The organism is Pseudomonas sp. TE3552, from assembly GCF_056278945.1.
Map to the genome: position 1 here is coordinate 1,526,262 of NZ_JBWBQJ010000001.1, position 20,397 is coordinate 1,546,658.

General features: G+C 61.8%; 14 protein-coding genes and 1 pseudogene. 9 read left to right on the forward strand and 6 right to left on the reverse strand.

The window, feature by feature from the left end; all coding sequences use genetic code 11:
- Positions 1–1,744: pseudogene (locus ACZ9BB_RS06815) on the reverse strand (amidohydrolase).
- A gap of 103 nt (positions 1,745–1,847) precedes the next feature.
- On the opposite strand from ACZ9BB_RS06815, the gene ACZ9BB_RS06820 reads away from it, so the two are divergent.
- From ACZ9BB_RS06820 to ACZ9BB_RS06855, 8 genes are all read left to right on the forward strand, one after another.
- A complete protein-coding gene (locus ACZ9BB_RS06820) occupies positions 1,848–2,765 on the forward strand; it encodes a LysR family transcriptional regulator (RefSeq protein ID WP_476213088.1) in 918 nt (305 codons plus the stop codon).
- Positions 2,766–2,803: 38 nt separating this feature from the next.
- Complete coding sequence (gene lexA / locus ACZ9BB_RS06825; protein ID WP_476213089.1) at positions 2,804–3,421, forward strand: transcriptional repressor LexA; 618 nt, start codon at positions 2,804–2,806, stop codon at positions 3,419–3,421.
- Entirely contained in the window at positions 3,421–4,038 is a 618-nt protein-coding gene (gene imuA, locus ACZ9BB_RS06830; RefSeq protein ID WP_476213090.1) for a translesion DNA synthesis-associated protein ImuA, read from the forward strand. Before lexA ends, imuA begins: the two co-directional genes overlap by 1 nt.
- Positions 4,039–4,045: 7 nt before the next feature.
- The gene (locus tag ACZ9BB_RS06835; RefSeq protein WP_476213091.1) at positions 4,046–5,461 is read left to right on the forward strand and encodes a Y-family DNA polymerase; all 1,416 of its coding nucleotides are present in this window, start codon (positions 4,046–4,048) and stop codon (positions 5,459–5,461) included.
- Positions 5,437–8,535 (forward strand): error-prone DNA polymerase, encoded by a 3,099-nt coding sequence (locus tag ACZ9BB_RS06840; RefSeq protein ID WP_476213092.1) that lies wholly within the window; start codon positions 5,437–5,439, stop codon positions 8,533–8,535. The genes ACZ9BB_RS06835 and ACZ9BB_RS06840 overlap by 25 nt, the downstream gene beginning before the upstream one ends.
- Before the next feature lie 218 nt (positions 8,536–8,753).
- A complete protein-coding gene (locus ACZ9BB_RS06845; RefSeq protein ID WP_476213093.1) occupies positions 8,754–10,865 on the forward strand; it encodes a hybrid sensor histidine kinase/response regulator in 2,112 nt (703 codons plus the stop codon).
- A gap of 475 nt (positions 10,866–11,340) precedes the next feature.
- Positions 11,341–11,583 (forward strand): DUF465 domain-containing protein, encoded by a 243-nt coding sequence (locus tag ACZ9BB_RS06850; RefSeq protein ID WP_476213094.1) that lies wholly within the window; start codon positions 11,341–11,343, stop codon positions 11,581–11,583.
- A 110-nt stretch (positions 11,584–11,693) separates the two neighbouring features.
- The gene (locus ACZ9BB_RS06855; protein WP_476213095.1) at positions 11,694–11,888 is read left to right on the forward strand and encodes a hypothetical protein; all 195 of its coding nucleotides are present in this window, start codon (positions 11,694–11,696) and stop codon (positions 11,886–11,888) included.
- Between the two features lie 99 nt (positions 11,889–11,987).
- Here ACZ9BB_RS06855 and ACZ9BB_RS06860 read toward each other — a convergent pair whose 3' ends face one another.
- From ACZ9BB_RS06860 to ACZ9BB_RS06870, 3 genes are all read right to left on the reverse strand, one after another.
- A complete protein-coding gene (locus ACZ9BB_RS06860; protein ID WP_476213096.1) occupies positions 11,988–13,079 on the reverse strand; it encodes an SMP-30/gluconolactonase/LRE family protein in 1,092 nt (363 codons plus the stop codon).
- Positions 13,076–14,221 carry an SRPBCC family protein gene (locus ACZ9BB_RS06865; RefSeq protein ID WP_476213097.1) on the reverse strand — a complete coding sequence of 382 codons (1,146 nt, stop codon included), beginning with the start codon at positions 14,219–14,221 and terminating at the stop codon, positions 13,076–13,078. Before ACZ9BB_RS06865 ends, ACZ9BB_RS06860 begins: the two co-directional genes overlap by 4 nt.
- A 115-nt stretch (positions 14,222–14,336) precedes the next feature.
- The gene (locus ACZ9BB_RS06870) at positions 14,337–15,200 is read right to left on the reverse strand and encodes a LysR family transcriptional regulator (protein WP_476213098.1); all 864 of its coding nucleotides are present in this window, start codon (positions 15,198–15,200) and stop codon (positions 14,337–14,339) included.
- A 548-nt stretch (positions 15,201–15,748) separates the two neighbouring features.
- Here ACZ9BB_RS06870 and ACZ9BB_RS06875 point away from each other — a divergent pair.
- On the forward strand, positions 15,749–16,108 hold the full coding sequence (locus ACZ9BB_RS06875) for a DUF6124 family protein (protein ID WP_476213099.1): 360 nt from the start codon (positions 15,749–15,751) through the stop codon (positions 16,106–16,108).
- Positions 16,109–16,248: 140 nt separating this feature from the next.
- On the opposite strand, the gene ACZ9BB_RS06880 is transcribed toward ACZ9BB_RS06875, so the two are convergent.
- Positions 16,249–17,967, reverse strand: a complete 1,719-nt coding sequence (locus ACZ9BB_RS06880; RefSeq protein ID WP_476213100.1) for a hydrogenase maturation protein — start codon at positions 17,965–17,967, stop codon at positions 16,249–16,251.
- Between the two features lie 281 nt (positions 17,968–18,248).
- Positions 18,249–20,096, reverse strand: a complete 1,848-nt coding sequence (locus ACZ9BB_RS06885; RefSeq protein WP_476218229.1) for an amidohydrolase — start codon at positions 20,094–20,096, stop codon at positions 18,249–18,251.
- Between the last annotated feature and the right edge of the window lie 301 nt (positions 20,097–20,397).

The window sequence follows — 20,397 nt, forward strand, 5'->3', positions numbered from 1 at the left end:
CTAGAGTGTCGGGGCGTAGACTTCGCGACCGGCGAACCAGGTTTGCAGCACTTGGGTGTCGTGCAAGGCTTTCTCATCGACGCTGAACACATCGCGATCCAGCACGATGAAATCGGCTTGCTTGCCGGGGCTCAACGAGCCGATTTGCTTCTCTAAACCGATAGTGCGGGCGGCGTTGAGGGTGTAGGCGTAGAACAGGGTTTCGCGGTCCAGGCGTTCATCGGCGTTGAGTACCCCCAACGGTCCCTTGCGGGTGATGGCTTGGGCCATGGCGTTCCACGGGTTGGGTGTAGACACCGGCCAGTCGCTGGCCCCGGCGATCGTCGCGCCCTGTTTGAGCAGCGAGTGCGCCGGGTACTGGTAGCGGAAGGCGAGGGCGCTGACATAAGGCTTGATCATGTCCAGGGTGTAATCGTCGGCGGTGGCCCAGAGCAACTGCATGGAGGCGATGACGTTGAGCGGTTTGAACCGCGCAAACTCTTTCGGGTTGACCATTTGCAGGTGTGTGATGGAGTGCGTCACGCCGCTCTGGCGATCCTTGCGCGCCTGCGCGATGCCGTTCAGCGATTCGCGCACCGCGCGGTCGCCGATGGCGTGGATGTGCACCAGCCAGCCGCGTTGATCGATGGCACTGACCAGTTCGCCGAAATGCTTCGGATCGATCAACAGCTCGCCCTGTTTTTGCGAGTTGCTGTAAGGGTCGATCATCGCCGCGCTCTGGGCCGGGTATTCGATCACGCCGTCGGCAAAAAATCTTGATACCCGGCAGGGTCAGGTTGGGGATGCCCTGGAATTGCTGGCGGACCTTGTCCAGCGTGTCGAGATCGGCCGGGACGCTTTTCGGATTGGCCACTAACAGGGCGGCGACGTGGGCGGTCATGCCACCGCTTTGCGACAGCGCTTTGTACACCGGCAACACGCCGACGGTTTTCTCCGTGGGCTTGAGGGCGAACACCGGCTCGCCGGGAGCGGCATTGGCGGCGGGGTCCATCCACGCGGTGATCCCCAGGCTGTTGTTGTAACGCACGGCGGTTTGCGCGGCCTTCAGCATATCGGCGGCGCTCGGTACCGGCATTTTTGACGCGACCCGGTCCCAACCGGCGTCCACCAGGAACCCGTTGGGGGTGCCATCGGCATGCTTACCGATGGTGTCAAGTTCGGCGGCGGGCAATGACTTGAGCAGGGCGGCATCAATACCGGCGCGCTTGAGCATGACGTCGTTGGCCCACGCGGTATGGTGATCGCTGCCGGTGAACACCACAGGCACTTCGGCCCATTCGCCGGTGTTGAATTTTTTGCCGAAAGCGTCGGCTTGAGCCCAGTAAGCCGAACTCATGCCGGCCACGCTCAGTACATCGCCATGTTTGGCCTTGCCATCGTCACGCCAGCCGCGCAGGCGTTTTTCCAGTTCATCGAGGTCGACCACCTCGTCTTCCATATTGGCCGAGACCATTTCCAGGCCGCCGAAAATCGCGTGGGAATGGCTGTCGATCAGGCCGGGCATCAGGGGCTTGCCGGCCAGATCGATCACTTGGGTTCCCGACTCGATCAAGGCTTTGATCTGCGCATCGCTGCCCACTTGCAACACTTTGCCGTCCTGCACCGCCAGCGCCTGCACCTTCGGGTGAGCGCGGTCGGCGGTGAATATCTTGCCGTTGAGCAGCACCAGATCGGTCGCCGCCATGGCTTCCATCGAGGCAAAAGCCACGGCGGCCATCAATAGATTCGGGATGAATCTTTTCATTGAATGTTTCCTTGTTATTGCGTTTGATGGCCAGATTAGTGGCTGCTCACGCTCAGCAGAACGCCTCACTCACGAAAAACGTTTTTGCCGGAATGGAAAAAGAATGGACAAGTTGAGTGCATTGAACATGTTCGTGGTCACGGCGCAGCTGGGCAGTTTCAGTCGCGCCGCCGAGCAATTGGGCAAGACCCCCTCGGCCCTGACCAAAGCGGTCAATCACCTGGAGGCTGAACTCGGCGCTCGGCTGTTCGAGCGCAGCACCCGGCGGATTCTGCTGACGGAAGTGGGGCGGCTCTACCTGGAAACCGCGCGTCAGGTGCTGCAACGGCTGGACGAGGCCGGCGAGGAAATCGAGCAATTGCAGCATGGCCTGCGCGGCAATCTGAAAATCACCGCGCCACTGGCCTATGGGCAAGCCTTTCTCGATCAGGTGTGCGGCGGTTTTCTGGAGCAGTACCCGCAAATCAATCTGCAAGTGGACCTGTGCGATGAGTTCGTCAATCTGCTGGAAAGCGGTTACGACCTGGCGTTGCGCGAAGGCCATGACGACCTGCCGGGGCTGATCGCCCGCGTCGTTGGCAGCAATCGTCTGGCGTTGTGTGGCAGCCCGGCCTATCTGGCGCGCAAGGCGCTGCCGGTCACCCCGCAAACCCTCGATGAACACGAGTGGTTGTTGTATCGCCATCCCTTGCTCAGCCGCGAATTCTGGTGGGCCGAGCGCGACGGGCAGCGCTTGAACCTGCCGCAACCCCAAGCGCCACGACTGCGCAGCGACAATTACGACTTGCTGCTGGCCAATGCACTGGCCGGGCGCGGGTTGCTGCACACGCCGCTGTGGAGCGCCGCGCCGTATCTGGCCGATGGTCGGCTGGTGCGGGTGATGGCGGACTACGACATCGATCCGGACAGCTTTGGCCCGCACATTCTGGCGGTGTACCCGAGCCATCGGCGAGCGACCGCCAAAGTGGTGGCTTTTATCGATTACATCGCCGGTTTTCTGGCCTCTCGTGGGCTGAGCTGACTGGCGGCCCTTGTCAGGAAAAACCCGAAAGAGTACAAATGTACTCCATGACGACTTTAACTCCCCGCCGTACCGCCATCCTGACCTTCATCCGCGATCGCATCGCCGAACACGGTCAGCCCCCGAGCCTCGCTGAAATCAGCGAGGCTTTCGGTTTCGCCTCCCGTAGTGTGGCGCGCAAGCATGTGCTGGCGCTGACCGAAGCGGGTTTCATCGAGGTCAATGCGCATCAGGCGCGCGGCATCCGGCTGCTGAATCAACCGCCGCGGCCCGAGCTGCTGGACGTTCCGGTACTCGGTCGAGTGGCGGCGGGGGCGCCGATCGGTGCCGATGCCGAGGTCCATAGCCGCTTGCTGCTCGATCCGTCGATTTTCTCGCGGGTGCCGGACTACATGCTGCGGGTCCAGGGCGATTCGATGATCGAGGACGGCATTCTCGACGGCGATCTGGTGGGTGTGCGGCGCAACCCCGAGGCGGTCAACGGCCAGATCGTCGTGGCGCGGCTCGACGGCGAAGTCACCATCAAGCGTTTCGAGCGGGACGGTGAGCGTATCCGGTTGCTGCCGCGCAACCCGGCTTACAAGCCGATCATTGTTCGAGCCGATCAGGATCTGGCCATCGAAGGCGTGTTCTGCGGCCTGGTGAGGCAAGGGTGATGGGCGCCGTCGTTGCGTTGGATACGCTGTTCAATGGCGGCCAGGTCTGGAAAGGCCGGCCTGCGCCACCAACGATCAGCCCGCAACCCACCGGGCATGCGGCGCTGGATGCGGCATTGCCGAGCGGTGGCTGGCCGGAAGCGGCACTGAGCGAAATCCTCCTGGCGGGGCAGGGCGTTGGCGAGTTGCAACTGGTGTGGCCGACGCTGGCGCGGCTGTCAGCGGCCGGTGAACGCATCGTGCTGGTGGCGCCGCCTTACGTGCCGTATCCCCAGGCCTGGCAGAACGCCGGGGTCGATCTGCGGCAACTGTCGATCATCCAGGCCAGCGAGCGCGATGCGCTGTGGGCGGCGGAACAATGCCTGCGTTCGGGCAGTTGCGGGGCAGTGTTGTGCTGGCCGCACAAGGCCGACGATCGGGCGTTGCGGCGTTTGCAGGTGGCGGCGGAAACCGGCCAGACCCTGGCGTTCGCCTATCGCTCGCTCAGTGACGCCATCAACCCGTCGCCAGCGGCCCTGCGCATTGCCATCGACGGCAAACCTGCTCAGTTGCGGGTGCTCAAGTGCCGGGGCGGGCTGGCCCGTTCGGCGCCGATTGCCTTTGCCGTGGGGCATTGAGGTTGCCATGCGCTGGGTTTGCATTCTGTTCCCGCAATTGGCACTGGACGCGGTACTGCGCCAACGCCCCGACCCCGATGAGCCGCTGGCGCTGCTGACCGGCCCGGCCCAGCGTCGGGTGCTGCAGGCGGTCAACGGTTCGGCGCGGGCGCTGGGCTTGCGGCCCGGTCAGTCGATGACCGCCGCCCAGGCGTTGAGCAAAGGATTCGTCACGGCCGAATACGACGCCGCCGAGATTGAACACTGGCAGCAGTTCCTGGCCGCGTGGGCCTATCGGTTCAGTTCCCAGGTCAGCGTGCATTACCCGCGGGCCGTGGTGTTTGAAATCGAATCCAGCCTGGGCCTGTTCGGGCCCTGGCCGCAGTTCGAGGCGCGGTTGCGGGCCGAGCTCGGCGAGCTGGGGTTTCGTCATCGGATTGTCGCCGCGCCCAACCCGGTGGCGGCGCGGGTGCTGGCCAACGTTTATGACGGTCTGGTAGTGCCGGACGATCAGGCCTTGCAGCATCACCTCGGGCAGTTGCCCGTCGACCGGATCGCCCTGGAGCCAAGCGTTGCCACGGCCTTGTCGCGCATGGGGTTGCGCACGTTGAGCCAGGTGCAGGCGCTACCCCGGCATAGCCTGGCCCGGCGTTTCGAGGCCCAGGTGCTCAGGCATCTGGATGCCTTGTTCGGTTTACGGCACCTGGCGCTGGCGTTCTACCTGCCGCCCGACCGTTTCGATGTACGCATCGAACTCAACTTCGATGTGCAGTCCCATCAGGCGCTGCTGTTTCCATTACGCAGGCTGACCGGCGATCTGTCGGCGTTCCTCTGTGGCCGGGACAGCGGTGTGCAGCGTTTTGACCTGCACCTTGAGCACGCCGGGTTGCCGGACACGCTGATCAAGGTCGGCCTGCTCAGCGCCGAGCGCGATCCGGCGATGCTGTTCGAACTGGCCAGGGGGCGTCTGGAACAGGTTCGGGTCGAGGCGCCGGTGCGCGGTTTTCGTCTGCGCGCCGAGGATCTACCGGCCTTCGTGCCCCAGTGTCAGGAACTGTTCGACGATCGACCACAGCAGTCCTTGCCCTGGGAGCAACTGCGCGAACGCTTGCGCGCACGGCTGGGGGATGACGCGGTGCAGGGCTTGCGGTTCCAGGCCGATCACCGGCCGGAATGCGCGTGGCAGGCCACTGTCGACAGCCAGGCCTGTGGGGTATTGCCTGTCGTGCAACGTCCGGGCTGGTTGCTGACCGAACCACAGGCGGTACACGAAGGTTCGACGCGCATTCTCATGGGGCCGGAGCGCATCGAGTCGGGCTGGTGGGACGGCGACGACGTGCGCCGCGATTACTACCTGGTCGAAACCCGTTCCGGCCAGCAGGGCTGGGCCTATCGGGTGGTGGGTGAAGACGGTCCGTTGTGGCTGCAAGGCTGGTTTGCATGAGTGTCGACTATGCCGAACTGCACTGCCTGTCGAACTTCAGTTTTCAGCGCGGTGCCTCCAGCGCGCTCGAGCTTTTTCAACGGGCGAAGAAGCAGGGCTATCAGGCGTTGGCAATCACCGACGAATGCACCCTGGCGGGCATCGTCCGCGCCTGGCAGGCGGCCAAGGCCGTAGAGCTGCCGCTGATCATCGGCAGCGAAATACGCATCGAAGACGGCCCGAAACTGGTGCTGCTGGTGGAAAACCTCGAGGGTTACCAAAGCCTGTGCCGATTGATTACCCGCGCCAGACGCCGCACGCAGAAAGGCCAGTATCAGGTGCTGCGGGAGGATTTCAGCGAGCCGCTGCAGGGGTTGTTGGCGTTGTGGGTGCCGGACGCCGTCGATGATTTTGCGCAGGGCCATTGGCTGAAACAGACTTTCGCCGAACGCTTGTGGCTGACCATCCAGCTACATCGCGGGCAGGACGACACCCGGCGCCTGGCGGCGCTGCTGACCCTGGCGCGGGAACTGCGAATTCCGGCAGTGGCCAGCGGCGATGTGCACATGCACGCCCGTGGCCGTCGCGCCTTGCAGGACACCATGACCGCGATCCGTCATCACTTGCCGGTGGCCGAGGCCGGATTGCGCCTGCACCCCAATGGCGAACGGCATCTGCGCAGCCTCGACGCCTTGCGCGAGCTCTATCCGCAGGCATTGCTCGACGAGACGCTGAGCATTGCCCGGCGCTGCATGTTCGACCTCGGTCAGTTGCGTTATCAATATCCCCGGGAGCTGGTGCCCGATGGTCACTCGGCTACGTCCTGGCTGCGGGAGCTGGTTGAAAAGGGTATTCGGTGGCGCTGGGAAATAAGTCCTAAGGCTGCGGTGCTGGCGCAGATCGACAAGGAACTGGAGCTGATTGCCGAGCTGGGGTACGAAAGTTATTTCCTGACGGTTCATGACATTGTGAATTTCGCCCGTGAGCAACACATTCTTTGTCAGGGGCGCGGTTCTGCCGCCAACTCGGCGGTGTGCTACGTGCTGGGAATCACGGAGATCGACCCGGATCGGAGCACGCTGCTGTTCGAGCGTTTTCTCTCCAAAGAGCGCAACGAACCGCCGGACATCGACGTGGATTTCGAGCACGAGCGGCGTGAAGAAGTCCTGCAATACGTGTTTCGGCGTTATGGCCGGGCCCGCGCGGCGCTGACCGCGGTGGTCAGCACCTACCATGGCGCCGGTGCCGTACGCGACGTGGCCAAGGCGTTGGGTTTGCCGCCGGATCAGGTCAACGCCCTGGCTGACTGTTGCGGCCGCTGGAGTGATCAGGCACCGCCCGTCGAGCGCCTGCGCGAAGGTGGTTTCGACCCCGACAGCCCGGTGTTGCGCCGGGTGTTGAGCCTGACGGGGCAACTGATCGGCTTCCCCCGGCACTTGTCCCAGCACCCCGGCGGTTTCGTGATTTCCGAGCAGCCGCTGGACAGCCTGGTGCCGGTGGAAAACGCCGCCATGGCCGAGCGCACCATCATCCAGTGGGACAAGGACGATCTGGATGCGGTCGGGCTGCTCAAGGTCGATATCCTTGCACTGGGCATGCTCAGCGCGATTCGCCGTTGTTTCGACCTGCTGCGCCGGCACCGGGGCCGTGACCTGAGCCTGGCGACGGTGCCGGCCGAAGACCCGCAAACCTACGAGATGATTGGCCATGCCGACACCATCGGGGTGTTCCAGATCGAATCCCGGGCACAGATGTCGATGCTGCCCAGGCTCAAGCCCAAGAACTTTTACGATCTGGTGATTGAGGTGGCGATCGTTCGTCCGGGGCCGATTCAGGGCGGGATGGTGCATCCCTATCTGCGGCGGCGTAAGGGTGAAGAAGAGGTGATATACCCCTCCAAAGAACTTGAAGCCGTACTGAAACGTACGTTGGGCGTGCCGCTGTTCCAGGAACAGGTGATGCAGATCGCGATTGTCGCCGCCGACTACAGCCCCGGCGAGGCCGATCAATTACGCCGCTCCATGGCGGCCTGGAAACGCCATGGTGGACTGGAACCGCACAAGGAACGTCTGGCGGACGGTATGAAGAAAAACGGCTACACGGCGGAGTTCGCCGCGCAGATCTTCGAGCAGATCAAAGGCTTCGGCGATTACGGTTTTCCCGAGTCCCACGCCGCCAGTTTCGCCTTGCTGACCTACGCCAGTTGCTGGTTGAAATGCCACGAGCCGGCGGCGTTCGCCTGTGCGTTGATCAACAGCTGGCCCATGGGTTTCTACAGCCCGGACCAGATTCTCCAGGATGCTCGCCGCCATCATTTGCAGATTCGCCCGGTGGACGTGCGGGCCAGTGACTGGGACTGCAGCCTGGAACCGATCACCGGCGCGCAGCCGGCAATTCGCATGGGATTGCGGATGATCAAGGGCTTTCGCGAGGACGATGCCCGGCGCATCGAGATGGCAAGGTCCAAAGGGGCGTTTGCCGACATCGCCGACCTTGGCGAACGGGCCCGACTCGATGCCCGCGCCCAAGAGCAATTGGCCGATGCCGGTGCACTGCGCGGGCTGGCCGGTGACCGGCATCGGGCGCGCTGGGAGGTCGCGGGGGTACAGAAGCAACTCGGTTTGTTTGCCGGCCTGCCGAGTCAGGAAGAGCCGGCGGTGTCTCTGCCCAAACCCACCGTGGGCGAGGACTTGCAAGCCGATTACGCCAGTGTCGGCACTACCTTGGGGCCACATCCATTGGCTTTGCTGCGCAGTGAACTCAAGGCCCGGCGTTGCCGCAGCTCCAGGGAATTGCTGGCGGTCGAGCATGGACGTCCGGTCAGCGTCGCCGGGCTGGTCACCGGTCGACAGCGTCCGGGGACTGCCAGCGGCGTGACCTTCGTGACCCTTGAAGACGAGTTCGGCAACGTCAACGTGGTGGTCTGGCGCGACCTGGCCGAACGACAACGGCAGGTACTGGTCGGCTCGCAATTGCTCAAGGTCGATGGGCGCTGGGAACAGGAAGGCGAGGTGCGGCATCTGATTGCCGGACGCTTGAGCGACCTGAGTCCATTGCTCGACGGTATTCATGTGCGCAGCCGGGATTTTCGCTGAGTACGACTGCTGCCGGCAGGGCATCCGGCAATCTTGCTGTACGGGTCAGTTCGCCGAATACGGCGCCGACTGATACCCATCGGGGGGGCGCTTGAGAATCAGCTATACCTCAATGAAACCATTGGCGTCGGCGGTGCTCGAAACAAACGGGTACGCACCGTCTGCTCATGCCGTTGCACTGCCTGAACACATGTCATTCACAGGACATAGGCCAGTCGATGCAGTTTCTAGACAATAGCCACGGATGTACCGGTTGGAGCGGCGAAATGGCCGAACGCATTCGCGCGTTCGACTGGAGCCTGACCGAGCTCGGGCGCATCGAAGCCTGGCCCGGGAGTCTGCGCAGCGCGGTGCAGTTATTGCTCGCCTCACCCCTGCCGATGGTGATGTTGTGGGGGCGACCCGGCTACATGATCTATAACGATGCCTACTCGAAATTTGCCGGTGGGCGCCATCCTTATCTGCTGGGTTCCCCGGTGGAGCTGGGCTGGCCGGAGGTCGCCGAATTCAATCGGCATGTGGTGGACACCTGCCTTGCGGGCGGCACCTTGTCCTATCACAACAAAGCACTGGTGCTGTTGCGTGACGGCGTCCCCGAAGACGTCTGGATGGATCTTTACTACAGCCCCGTCGCCAATGATGACGGGTGCCCCGCCGGGGTCATGGCGATGGTGGTCGACACCACTGACCATGTGATTTCCGAACGCCGACGCCAGGAAGCCGAAAACGCCTATCGCGCCGACAACGAAAGAGTCCGCCTGGCCCTCAATGCCGGGGCGTTGCTCGGCTCGTTCGTCTGGGACATCAAGGCTGATGTGCTGTCGGGCGACGAACGATTCGCCCGCACGTTTTCCTACCCACCCAACCAGGACCTGGCCAACCTGCCGCCGCTCATCGCCGAAATGCAGATTCATCCCGACGACCGCAGCTGGGCTCGGGAGCGGTTCAACCAATCGGTGGAAACCGGCATACCCTATAACGCCGAATATCGGGTTCTGCGCCCTGACGGCAGTTACCTGTGGGTACTCGCCAGCGGGTGTTGCGAGTTCAATGAACGAGGTGAGGCGTTCCGCTTTCCCGGGGTACTGATCGACATCCACGAACGCAAGATTGCCGAAGAATCGTTGCTCAAGTTCACCCGCAACCTGGAACAGCGAGTCGCTGATGAAGTCGAAGCGCGGCTGGCGGCCGAAGAGCAGTTGCGTCAGTCACAGAAACTCGAAGCCATCGGCGGCCTCACCGGCGGCGTGGCCCATGATTTCAACAATCTGTTGCAGGTGATCGCCGGCAACCTGCACTTGCTGGCGCGTCACGAGCCGGACAACGCCAACGTGCAACGCCGGGTCAGCGCGTCGATTGCCGCGGTCGAACGCGGTGCCAAACTGTCTTCGCAATTACTCGCCTTTGCCCGTCGTCAGCCCTTGTCGCCAGCCGTCTGCGAGCCGCGGCAGGTTTTCGAAGGCTTGGGGGAATTGTTGCAGCGGGCACTGGGGGAAACTATCCGGATCAAGGTGACGGCCCCGGACGATCCCTGGCATATCTTCGTGGACCGCAATCAACTGGAGAACGCCATTCTCAACCTCGCGATCAACGCCCGAGATGCCATGAAAGGCGAAGGGACCATTGCTCTGAGCGCCGAGAACATTGCCCTCGACCGCACTTTTTGCGCAGGCAAGGGCATCATCGCCGGCGACTATGTCTGCGTCGCGGTGGCTGACTCGGGCATCGGCATGTCGCCTCAAGTACTCGCACAGGCCTTCGAACCGTTTTTCACGACCAAGGCCGACGGCCAGGGTACGGGCCTGGGTTTGAGCATGGTGTTCGGTTTCGTCAAACAGAGCGGTGGGCATACCGAGATCTCCAGTGCCCTCGGGCAAGGTACTCGGGTGCAGCTGTATTTCCCTCGCAGCCTGCGTCCGTTGCCCGGTGAGACAATGCGTCATGATCCACAGCACCGGGGCGGGCACGAAACCATTCTGGTGGTCGAGGACAACGAAGCGGTGCGTCGCTCGGCGGTGGATTTATTGCGTGAAGAGGGTTATCAGGTTCTGACCGCGGCCAACGGTGACCTGGCGATGCAGATGTTGCTCGATGGCGTGACGGTGGACCTGATCTTCACCGACGTGGTCATGCCCGGCCTGATCAAAAGCTCGGACCTGGCCGCCTGGGCCAAAGTGCAGAATCCTCCGGTGGCGGTGCTGTTTACCTCCGGGCACACCCAGGACATTATTTCGCGCAATCACCAACTCAGCCCCGACACCTTTCTGCTGAGCAAACCGTATGGCCCCGAAGCACTATTGCGCATGATCCGCAGCGTGCTGGGCAGTTGATTCTATTGTGGCGAGGGACTTGCTCCCGCTGAGTGCGAAGCGCTCCAAAAGCCATATCACTGTTCATCTGATACAACGCGGTGAATGGTTTCACGACTGCTTCGCAGCCGAGCGGGAGCAAGCTCCCTCGCCACAATGGATCGCCAGGCTGTGGATTTTCATAGACTGTGCAATCCCTGTGGCAGCGTGCCTTGACTGACTGGCCTCAAGGCTTGGAGTTATTTGTCGGGATGAGCCGCCTGGAGTTTTTTCGCCATTGGTCATTCTCCTCTCAGGTTTATATGGGCGATCCAGATGATCGTTAACCAATGGAGGAGGGCGCTCGAGCAAAGGTTTTATCGCGTTTGCGGCAGGACGACGAACGGACACCGCCGGTCTGATAGACGGTCGACAGAACCGGGCAACCGAGGCCATTCTGATAATTGGCGGAGGCAATCGATCACGTTTGCCACCGATTAACAAACGGAGGTGTTCCATGCCGGTGACCCATGACCTTTATCAGGACTTGCGCTGCACGAAGGAAGAGATCCAGCAAAAACGCACCAAGGATCCGTTACTGGATTCACTGCTCAACAAATACTCCCAGGCGGACGCCGAAGTATTAAAGGCCGAGTCCGCACAATCGGATGCGCCCAGCGATGAGGTACTGAAGAAGCTCAAGGAGAAGCGTGTGCAGGTCAAGGACAAGATCGCTGAGCGACTTAAGACGCCGTCCTGAGGCGCTGTGCAGAATCACCGACGACCGGTGACTGAACAATTGGAACGGGGATCAATACCGGCACCTCGAACGATCAGAGTCCAACGTTGCGACTCCATGCGAGGTGCCCCATGCCCGATTCAGTCTTCCCTCATAAAGAAAAGTATCCCAGTGAACAACAGGGCGGCTACGACCCGATGCCGACCCATCCCGAACCCCTGAGCCCGGGCCGCATTACCGTCAACCCCGAGGAGGAGCCGGGCATCGATGAGCTGCCAGACAATGAGGGCACGCAGGACGACGCCGACACTCAAGTCACCCAATAACCACGTAGCAGCAGCCTCGCTGGGGCTCGACAGCTGCTACAGCTGAACGCAGGCTTCAACATTGATGTTGGCTGGCAGAGCAAGCCCGCTTGATCACCGCTATGGCTGCAACGCCGTGCTCAACGGCAACCGCGCCATGTGCCGCGCTGTCAGCGACCCCAGATACAACCAGTCCCCATACTCGCGCACGGTGGTGATGGGTGAGTAGTTGCCGCTGCTGGCATCCTGCAGATTGGCAATCACTTTGCCGTCAAGGTCCAGGCCGAGGGCGAAGGCGCGTTTCTCCAGCGGTTTGGGCAGGACCGTCATCGCGCGCACGATCATTTTGCGTACCAGAGGGTAGGGCGCCGTGGCGTCGAGCAGTGCACTGCGCGGTGCATACAGCGCTACCCAGTAACGGTCACGGCCATTGAACGCCAGGTTGTCCGGCAGCCCCGGCAAATTGTCGATAAACAGATCATGGGTTCCGGCTTTCGGCCCGGTCAGCCAATACCGGCTGATGCGATAGGCGCCGGTTTCGTTGACCAGCACAAACGCGTCGTCAGGTCCCAGTGTCACGCCGTTGGCGAACTCCAGCTGGTCCAGCAGGACCGTGGTCTTGCCGCTCTGGAAGTCATAACGCAGCAAACGGCCGTCGCCGCCGTGCTCGATGATCGCCTCGCCATCCTTGCCATAGCCCCAACGGCTGGAGGCATCGCTGAAGTAGGCGTAATGCCCGGGCTTGTCGATGGCCACGTCATTGGTAAAACCCAAGGGCACGCCGTTGGCCGTGGTGCTCAATGGAATCAATCGGCCCTGAGTATCGAGCGACAGCAAACCCTTGACCCCGTCGGCGATCACCAACAAACCGTTGGGATGCCGCGCCAGGCCCAATGGCCGGCCACCGGTGTCGGCCAGCACCTTGGTGGTTGTGCCGTCGAGACTGGTGCGAATCAACCGGCCGTCATGCAGGCCGGTGATCAGGGCATCTTGCTCCAGCAGCAACGCCTCCGGGCCGTCGATGTCCGTGGCGCCGACACGTTCCACGCCTTTGAGGCGTTGATTGTCGGCATAGAGGCCATGGACGAGGGAGGGCGCTGGTGGCGGTGCCCAGGCGATCGGCTGGACTTTGGTTGGTAATAACAACAGGACGGCGCCGAGGGCAATGATCAGCAGCAACAACACATGTCGGAATTTGAGGGCTTTTTTCACGCGCTGACTCCTGCCGGGGCTAGATGTTTTTGCGCCATCTCGCGCAACGCCAGCAACGATTGCGCCGATTCACGCTCGATGCGTCGCTTGAGCAGCAGTCGATTGGCGATGCGCATCGCCAGGCCGCTGAAACAATATTCCAGGGTGCGGACAAACCGCGTGCCATCACCCTCGGCCTCGCACTCGTAAGTCACCACCAACGACAGCCCATGATCGCCCCGGGCCCGAGCGCTCCAGCGCCGGCCGGGCAGGTATTCGCTGACCTCCCAGCTCAAATGCCCCTCGCGTCCGCCAGCCCGAATGTCTTCCTCGAACCGCGCCCCGGCATACAGCGGGCCGCTTTGGCCATCGACTTTGAGGGAAGAAGGATGCCACTGCGGCCAACGTGTCGCCGTGCAGGCGTAGGCGAGCACGGCCACTGGATTGCCGGCAATGTCGATCACGTGCTGCAGGCGGGTCATGGGTATTCTCGTCTGGTGCGCAGGGGCCTGTTCCGGTTGCCAGTACAGAGTGCCGAACAGGTAGTCCATCAGTGGAAACACGATATTGAAATTGCGTTCCTGCATCAGCTCTCGGTGGTGATGCAGTTCATGCAGGCGGCGCATCTGGCGGATCCACGGCAACCGTGTGACTGGATTGCTTGGCTGCAGATGTTCACAGGCATGGAACACCTCATAGGTCAGGTAACCGAGGACCATGCAGCCGCCAAACAGCCCCGCGACGTTGCCATTGAGTTGAGCCAGCAGCCACCAGGCGGGCGCTGTAATGACCAGGGTGTGCAACACGATCAGCCAGGCCGGAAACAGAATCACCCGCCAGTCCCGGGCGCTGTCGTAAGTCATGTGGCCAGGGGTGAAAAAGCTGTGATGGTCACCGGCGTGACGGGCGTAGAACATCCGCGCCAGGCGCTTTTTGTGGTGTCCCAGATGCCGATGCACGACGTACACGCCGAAGTTGAAGAACAACAGGGTCAGCGGCACCGCCAGCCATTCCAAGGGTTGTACCCGATGCACGGTGCTCCAGAACCCGCCGATGGCCAGCAACCCGAACAGCAGCACAAAGGCACCGTGCAACCAGGGGTTGTAGAGCGGATGAATACCGGCACGGTAACGCGCGCGGAATGCTTCGGTGGTCTGCCTCACTGAGTTCACCTGTGGTTATTGTTATAACCAGCAGATTAGCCGATCCCGTCGCAGAGGCTGGACGAACCTCGAGGGCACACGCGCCATGCTCCGGTGCAAAGGCGCTTGCTGGGTGTCAGGTCAGCGGGTTCCAGCGCTGGGACCAGTCGTCGTCCGACTTGATGACTTCGCGCAGCAGGTCGAAAGCCCGTTGCAGGGTCGCCGAGTCGCGGTCGCGGGAGTAGACCAGGTAGGTCGGATAACTGAACTCCGGGGCTTTGGGCACTGGCTCCAGCACGCCGCTTTCCAGATAGCTGTGGACCACTCGGGTGCGGAAATAGCCGCTGCCGCCGTTTTCCAGGATGTATTGCAAGGCCAGCGGTCCGAGGTTGAAACTCAGGGCTGCCTTGGCTTTTTCCGGCAGGGCGGCATCGTGCTGACGACGGAAGTCCGGGCCCCAGTCGATATACACGTAAGGATCAGGCCGTGCGGCCAGGCGTACCAGGATGAGTTTTTCTTCCAGCACCTGCTCCACTTGCAGGCGAGGCCAATACTCGGGCTGATAGACCAGCGCCGCATCCAGCACCCCCAGCTCCAGTTGGCGCAGCAGGTTTTCGCCGTCGCGGATTTCCATGCGCAATGCGTGGCTGGGAATCTTCTCGCGTAACTCGCCGGCCCAACTGAGCATCAACGGGTTGCACAGGCTGACCTCGCCGCCGATGTGCAGCACATCGCGGTAGCCCTCGGGCAGCGGTAAGTCCCGGCGCGCCGCTTCCCAGGTCTGCACCAGTTGATTGGCGTAAACCACAAAGGCCTCGCCATTGGGCGTCAGGCGCGCACCGGCGCGATTGCGCACGAACAGCGTGCTGCCCAGCTGACTTTCGAGTTTCTGCACGCGAGCGGTGATCGCAGTCTGGGTGACATGCAGCTTCTCGGCCGCTGCGGCCAGGCTGCCGTGGCGGACGATTTCCAGAAAGGTGCGGGCGAGGTCGATGTCCATGGGAAGGCCGATGCGGGAGGTGCGGGCATTGTAAGAGCAGCCATGGTCTTGCGATACCGCCCGTGGCGAGGGAGCTTGCTCCTGCTGGGGCGCGAAGTGGCCCCAAACCTGCCACTGCCACTCTTCAGAGGCACCTCAATCAATCATGACGCCGGACCTCCTTCCCACTATCTGACGTGCACGCCCACTTTTAAACATTGCTGGGGCGGGGGTTGTTTAAGCGCCCTCAAGGTTACTTCCTGAAAGCTACAAAACCTTGCGCCGTTGCCTACGGCTGCGCCAGAATCCGCCGGCTTGTGCGCCTTGGGCCCGCTCGGTAACTTGGTTCCCGTCACTGCCCATCAGTGATCGGGTTTAGTCGCCCGCGTTAACTCAGTTGTGCGTGCATCTGTCATGCAGGTCTTTCATTCCTGTACTTGATGGTGGCTGTACGTAGGGCGCCCTCGGGCGCGCCGGATTGCTGAGTTTCCCGGTCGACTAACCTGCGTGCAGCTGCCTCCCTCTCGTTTAGTCGCGAGAGGGGTGGCACCCAATAGGAAATTCAGCATATGTTCAAGGTCACACCCAATCCTCCAGACACCGATCCAGTCTCCCCGTACGAACCCGATTCAAAGAAGCTCAACGAGGCCGCCGAGCGGGCTCTGAACTTCCACTTTCCGTCGAATGCCGACATCAAGGCCACCGCCCGTAAACCCAGCAAGCTGTTTGCCGTGGCCCCAGAGGCCACAGCCGAAACCCTGGCGGTTTTTTTGGTCGAGACGCTGGCCTCGGTCGATGTGATGGTCCATCAATTGGTGGATCATCTGGAAGGTGAGTCGCGCTACGCCCTGCTGGGTATTTCAAACAGCATCCTGATGGCGGAGATCACGGCGAACCGGGTGTTGGATAAAATTGATCTACCCAAGTAGGCGCGGTTTGCCGGGGCGAGTGAGTGACTGACATTGGGCTGTGCAGCGGTCCCTTTTTTGGGGCCGCTGCGCGGTCCAGCGGGAGCAAGCTCCCTCGCCACAGGTTTCACTGTCTGGCCCAATCACCTCGTGCCAAACAATCAGTCCGCTAACGCAACTTCCTTCACCACCGCCCAATCCGCCACCAACCGCTGTGGCGTGCCACACGCCTTGCGCTTGAACACAAAATTCCGGCACTTCTCGGCAAATTGCTTACGGTTGCGCACCATGTCCAGCTGCATCTCTTGCAGCTCGGCATTGCGGCAGTGCTGCATCAATTGGGTATCGAACTGGCTTTTGCGCTCACGCACCGCCCGGTACGCCGAATCACTCAACGCACCATTGGCCCGCTGCAACAGCCACAGGCCAAACTCGTCCGGACAGCGCGGACCGATTTCCTGGACCATGCCCAGCTGCAAGGCCCGGGTGGCGCTGATCGGCAGGCAATCTTCGGTGAGTTTTTCCGCCATCGCCCGGCCGACGGCACGGGGCAGGCTGTAGGTCCAGTATTCGGAGCCATACAGGCCCATGGTTTTGTAATGAGGATTGAGCACGATGTCGGCCCGGGCCAAGACGATGTCAGCCGCCAGTGCCAGCATCACTCCGCCGGCCCCGGCATTGCCGGTCAAGCCGCTGACGACCAATTGCCGGGCGCTGAGCAGTTCCTGGCAGACGTCATCGATCGCCTGAATATTGGCCCAGGCCTCCAGGCCCGGAACCGCCGCGGCCTGGATCACGTTGAGGTGCACGCCGTTGGAGAAACTGCCGCGCCCACCCTTGATCAGCAGTACTTGCGTGTCCCGGGACTTGGCCCAGCGCAGGGCTTGCACCAGTCGCTGACACTGTTCCGTGCTCATCGCGCCGTTGTAGAACTCGAAGGTCAGCTCGCCGACATGCCCCGATTCACGGTAGCGGATCGGTTGATAGGGCTCGTTGCTGAAGGGCTGCGAAGCGATCGACCAATCCAGGGTCGGCACCTGTGTCAGCTGTTCGGCGAGTACGTGCCGGGCCGGGCGCTTGAAGGTTTCTTCGCCGAGTTGGGGTTTGCGTCGCAACGAACCGATCCACAGGCTGTGATCGCCGGTCGCCACCAGCACCGCATCATCATGCACCGCAAGAATCTCCCCTGGCGTGCCACTGCGCGAATCCGGATGGGCGTCATACAGGTAGTACTGCCCGCCAGCCAGGCTCGCCAATACGCCGGGCTGGCCGTCGGCGGCGTCGATGCAGCGTTTGATGAAGCGTGAGCTGTCGTGCCAGCTGAAGCTGCGGTCGGCTTGTTTCATGTTCGGCTGCAAGCGGCCAATCACATGACGTTGGCTGTAGTCCAAGGGCACTGGCACGAAACCGCCGATGAATTTTTCCACGACTTCGCGGATACACAGGATTGCCGCATCGCTGACGCGTCCGTTGTACAACTCGGATTTGCGCAGATCCTGGGGCAGGTTGAACTCACACGTGGCCCAGACCGGCCCGGCGTCCATTTCCTCTACCGCTTGCAACGCGGTCACACCCCAGCGGCTGAGCTCTCGGGTGATCGCCCAGTCCAGCGCGCTGGCGCCACGGTCGCCGACGATGCCCGGATGAATGATCACCACGGGACGCTGGCGGTTGCTCCACAGTTGTTGCGGTACCCGATCCTTGAGGAACGGGCAGATCACCAGGTCGGCGCCGGAATGTTCGATCTGCTCGCACACCGCTTCGTCGTCGGTGAATAGCACCACGCAGGGCGAGTGGCCAGCCTGACGTAAATCCAGCCAGGCCCGTTGGGTCAGGCCGTTGAACGCTGATGACAACAGAATGATTTTCAATGACTGCACGATTGACTCTTCCTTGAGAATAATGGGCCGCAGGCTCCCAATGAGCCGTCCGTGGCCTTCGATGGAAGCGCGATAGTAGTGATTGTGCGGTGGGGAACAACTGATCGAGGTCAAGCTTGTGTCAGCGGGTGTTTCGGGAGGAAGGTTGAACAGCGATTCAATGTGGAAGTGAGCCTGAACGCGATGGCGGACTGACATCTAATATCACTGTTGAATGTTAACCCCCCATTGCGAGCAGGCTCGCTCCCACATTAGGTCGGTGGCGCTTGGAAAATTGTGGTTCAAAACGCAAAACACGAACACCCAAACGCCCCCCAGAACCCCTGAAAGTCACTGACCGGCGCTGACGACAACCGCGCCCGCTCATGGCTGTGGGCATGCACCGCGCACGCGCCCACGCATTGATGAACCTGAGCCGTCAGCGGCGCCAGGGGTTTCCAATGCCCCGGTACGTTCACCACTGGCGACCATTCAGGCACTACCGGAATCGGTGGTGGCCCCAGTTTTTCGAACTCGGCCGTGCCGTAGACGATCTTGCCGTCGACAATGGTCAGCACTGATTCGATCCATTTGATGGCTTCGTCTTCGATGTGGAAGTAATCCGCCGACAGTGCAATCAGGTCCGCCAGTTGCCCGACCTTGATCTGGCCTTTCTTGCCTTGCTCGGAGGAAAACCAGGCGCTGCCGTGGGTGAACAGTTCCAGCGCCGTGTCGCGGCTCAAACCGTGCGGGTATAGCTCCAGCCCGCCGACGGTGCGGCCACTGACCAGCCAGTACAGCGAGGTCCAGGGGTTGTAGCTGGACACCCGCGTGGCATCGGTGCCGGCGCCCACCGGCACACCCTCGGCGAGCATGCGCGCGATCGGTGGCGTCGCTTCGGCGGCCTTGGCGCCGTAACGGTCGACGAAGTATTCGCCCTGAAACGCCATGCGATCCTGGATGGCGATGCCGCCACCCAGGGCTTTGACCCGTTCGATGTTCCGTGGGTTGATGGTTTCGGCGTGATCGAAGAACCACGGCAAACCGTTGAACGGAATATCCCGGTTGACCTTCTCGAACACGTCGAGCATGCGGCTGATGGATTCGTTGTAGGTGGCGTGCAGACGGAAAGGCCAGCGCTGTTCCACCAGATGCCGAACCACCGGCTCCAGCTCTTGCTCCATGGTTTGCGGCAGGTCGGGGCGTGGTTCGAGGAAGTCTTCGAAATCCGCCGCCGAGAACACCAGCATTTCCCCGGCACCGTTGTGCCGCAGGAAGTCATCGCCCTGGCCGTAATGGGAGGTGCTGGTCCAGTTTTTGAAATCGGTCAGCTCTTCCTTGGGTTTTTGGGTGAACAGGTTGTAGGCAATACGCACCGTGAGCTGTTGGTCTTTGGCCAGTTGCTGGATGACTTGATAATCGTCCGGGTAATTCTGATAACCGCCGCCGGCATCGATGGCACTGGTGACGCCCAGCCGGTTGAGTTCGCGCATGAACTGACGGGTCGAATTGACCTGATATTCCAACGGCAACTTCGGCCCTTTGGCGAGGGTCGAGTACAGAATCATCGCATTGGGCCGGGCGATCAGCATGCCGGTGGGCTCGCCATTCGCATCGCGCTGGATTTCCCCGCCCGGCGGGTTCGGAGTGTCGCGCGTGTAGCCGACCACTTTCAACGCCGCACGATTGAGCAGGGCGCGATCATAAAGATGCAGAACGAACACCGGGGTGTCTGGCGCGGCCTTGTTCAGTTCTTCAATCGTCGGCAGGCGCTTCTCGGCAAACTGGAATTCGTTCCAACCACCGACCACCCGCACCCATTGCGGCGTTGGCGTGCGATCGGCCTGATCCTTGAGCATGCGCAACGCATCGGCCAGGGACGGCACGCCTTCCCAGCGCAGTTCGAGGTTGTAGTTCAGGCCGCCACGAATCAAGTGCAGGTGGGAGTCATTGAGGCCGGGAATCACCGTGCGCCCATGCAGGTCGATGATTTGGCTGCGTGGGCCTTGCAGGGCCATGGCCTGGGCGTCGCTGCCGACCACCACGAAGCGCCCGTCCTTGATCGCGACGGCACTGGCCTGGGGTTTCTTGCGGTCGACGGTGTGCAGGCGTCCGTTGTACAGAATCAGGTCGGCGGGGGTGTCGGGCATGGTTTTGCTCCCTGCGATCAGCGGACTTATCCAGGCGCCGACGGCGCCTGCCGAAAGGCCTTGCAATACACTGCGACGATTGATGCCGTTATGTTCGTCAGGTGGGTTCATGGCAGTGCTCTCCACAAAATTCTTCACAAAAGAAGCGAGGGCAAACAGCCGATGTCTGACGCATACGGCCAGAAGGAATATAGACGGCATCTGCGCAGATAGCCGTTTTCCGAGGGCGAAAAACGACGAATCCCGCCACGAGGGGCGGGATTCGTTTACAGCCAGACGTGCTCCCGAAGCTCGGGAGCGA

What these genes read in the sequence shown, in the direction of transcription:
- ACZ9BB_RS06820 (WP_476213088.1), top strand. Translation starts at nt 1,848, where the DNA reads ATGGACAAGTTGAGTGCATTGAACATGTTCGTGGTCACGGCGCAGCTG.
- lexA (WP_476213089.1), top strand. Translation starts at nt 2,804, where the DNA reads ATGTACTCCATGACGACTTTAACTCCCCGCCGTACCGCCATCCTGACC.
- imuA (WP_476213090.1), top strand. Translation starts at nt 3,421, where the DNA reads ATGGGCGCCGTCGTTGCGTTGGATACGCTGTTCAATGGCGGCCAGGTC.
- ACZ9BB_RS06835 (WP_476213091.1), top strand. Translation starts at nt 4,046, where the DNA reads ATGCGCTGGGTTTGCATTCTGTTCCCGCAATTGGCACTGGACGCGGTA.
- ACZ9BB_RS06845 (WP_476213093.1), top strand. Translation starts at nt 8,754, where the DNA reads ATGCAGTTTCTAGACAATAGCCACGGATGTACCGGTTGGAGCGGCGAA.
- ACZ9BB_RS06850 (WP_476213094.1), top strand. Translation starts at nt 11,341, where the DNA reads ATGCCGGTGACCCATGACCTTTATCAGGACTTGCGCTGCACGAAGGAA.
- ACZ9BB_RS06855 (WP_476213095.1), top strand. Translation starts at nt 11,694, where the DNA reads ATGCCCGATTCAGTCTTCCCTCATAAAGAAAAGTATCCCAGTGAACAA.
- ACZ9BB_RS06870 (WP_476213098.1), bottom strand. Translation starts at nt 15,200, where the DNA reads ATGGACATCGACCTCGCCCGCACCTTTCTGGAAATCGTCCGCCACGGC.
- ACZ9BB_RS06875 (WP_476213099.1), top strand. Translation starts at nt 15,749, where the DNA reads ATGTTCAAGGTCACACCCAATCCTCCAGACACCGATCCAGTCTCCCCG.
- ACZ9BB_RS06885 (WP_476218229.1), bottom strand. Translation starts at nt 20,096, where the DNA reads ATGCCCGACACCCCCGCCGACCTGATTCTGTACAACGGACGCCTGCAC.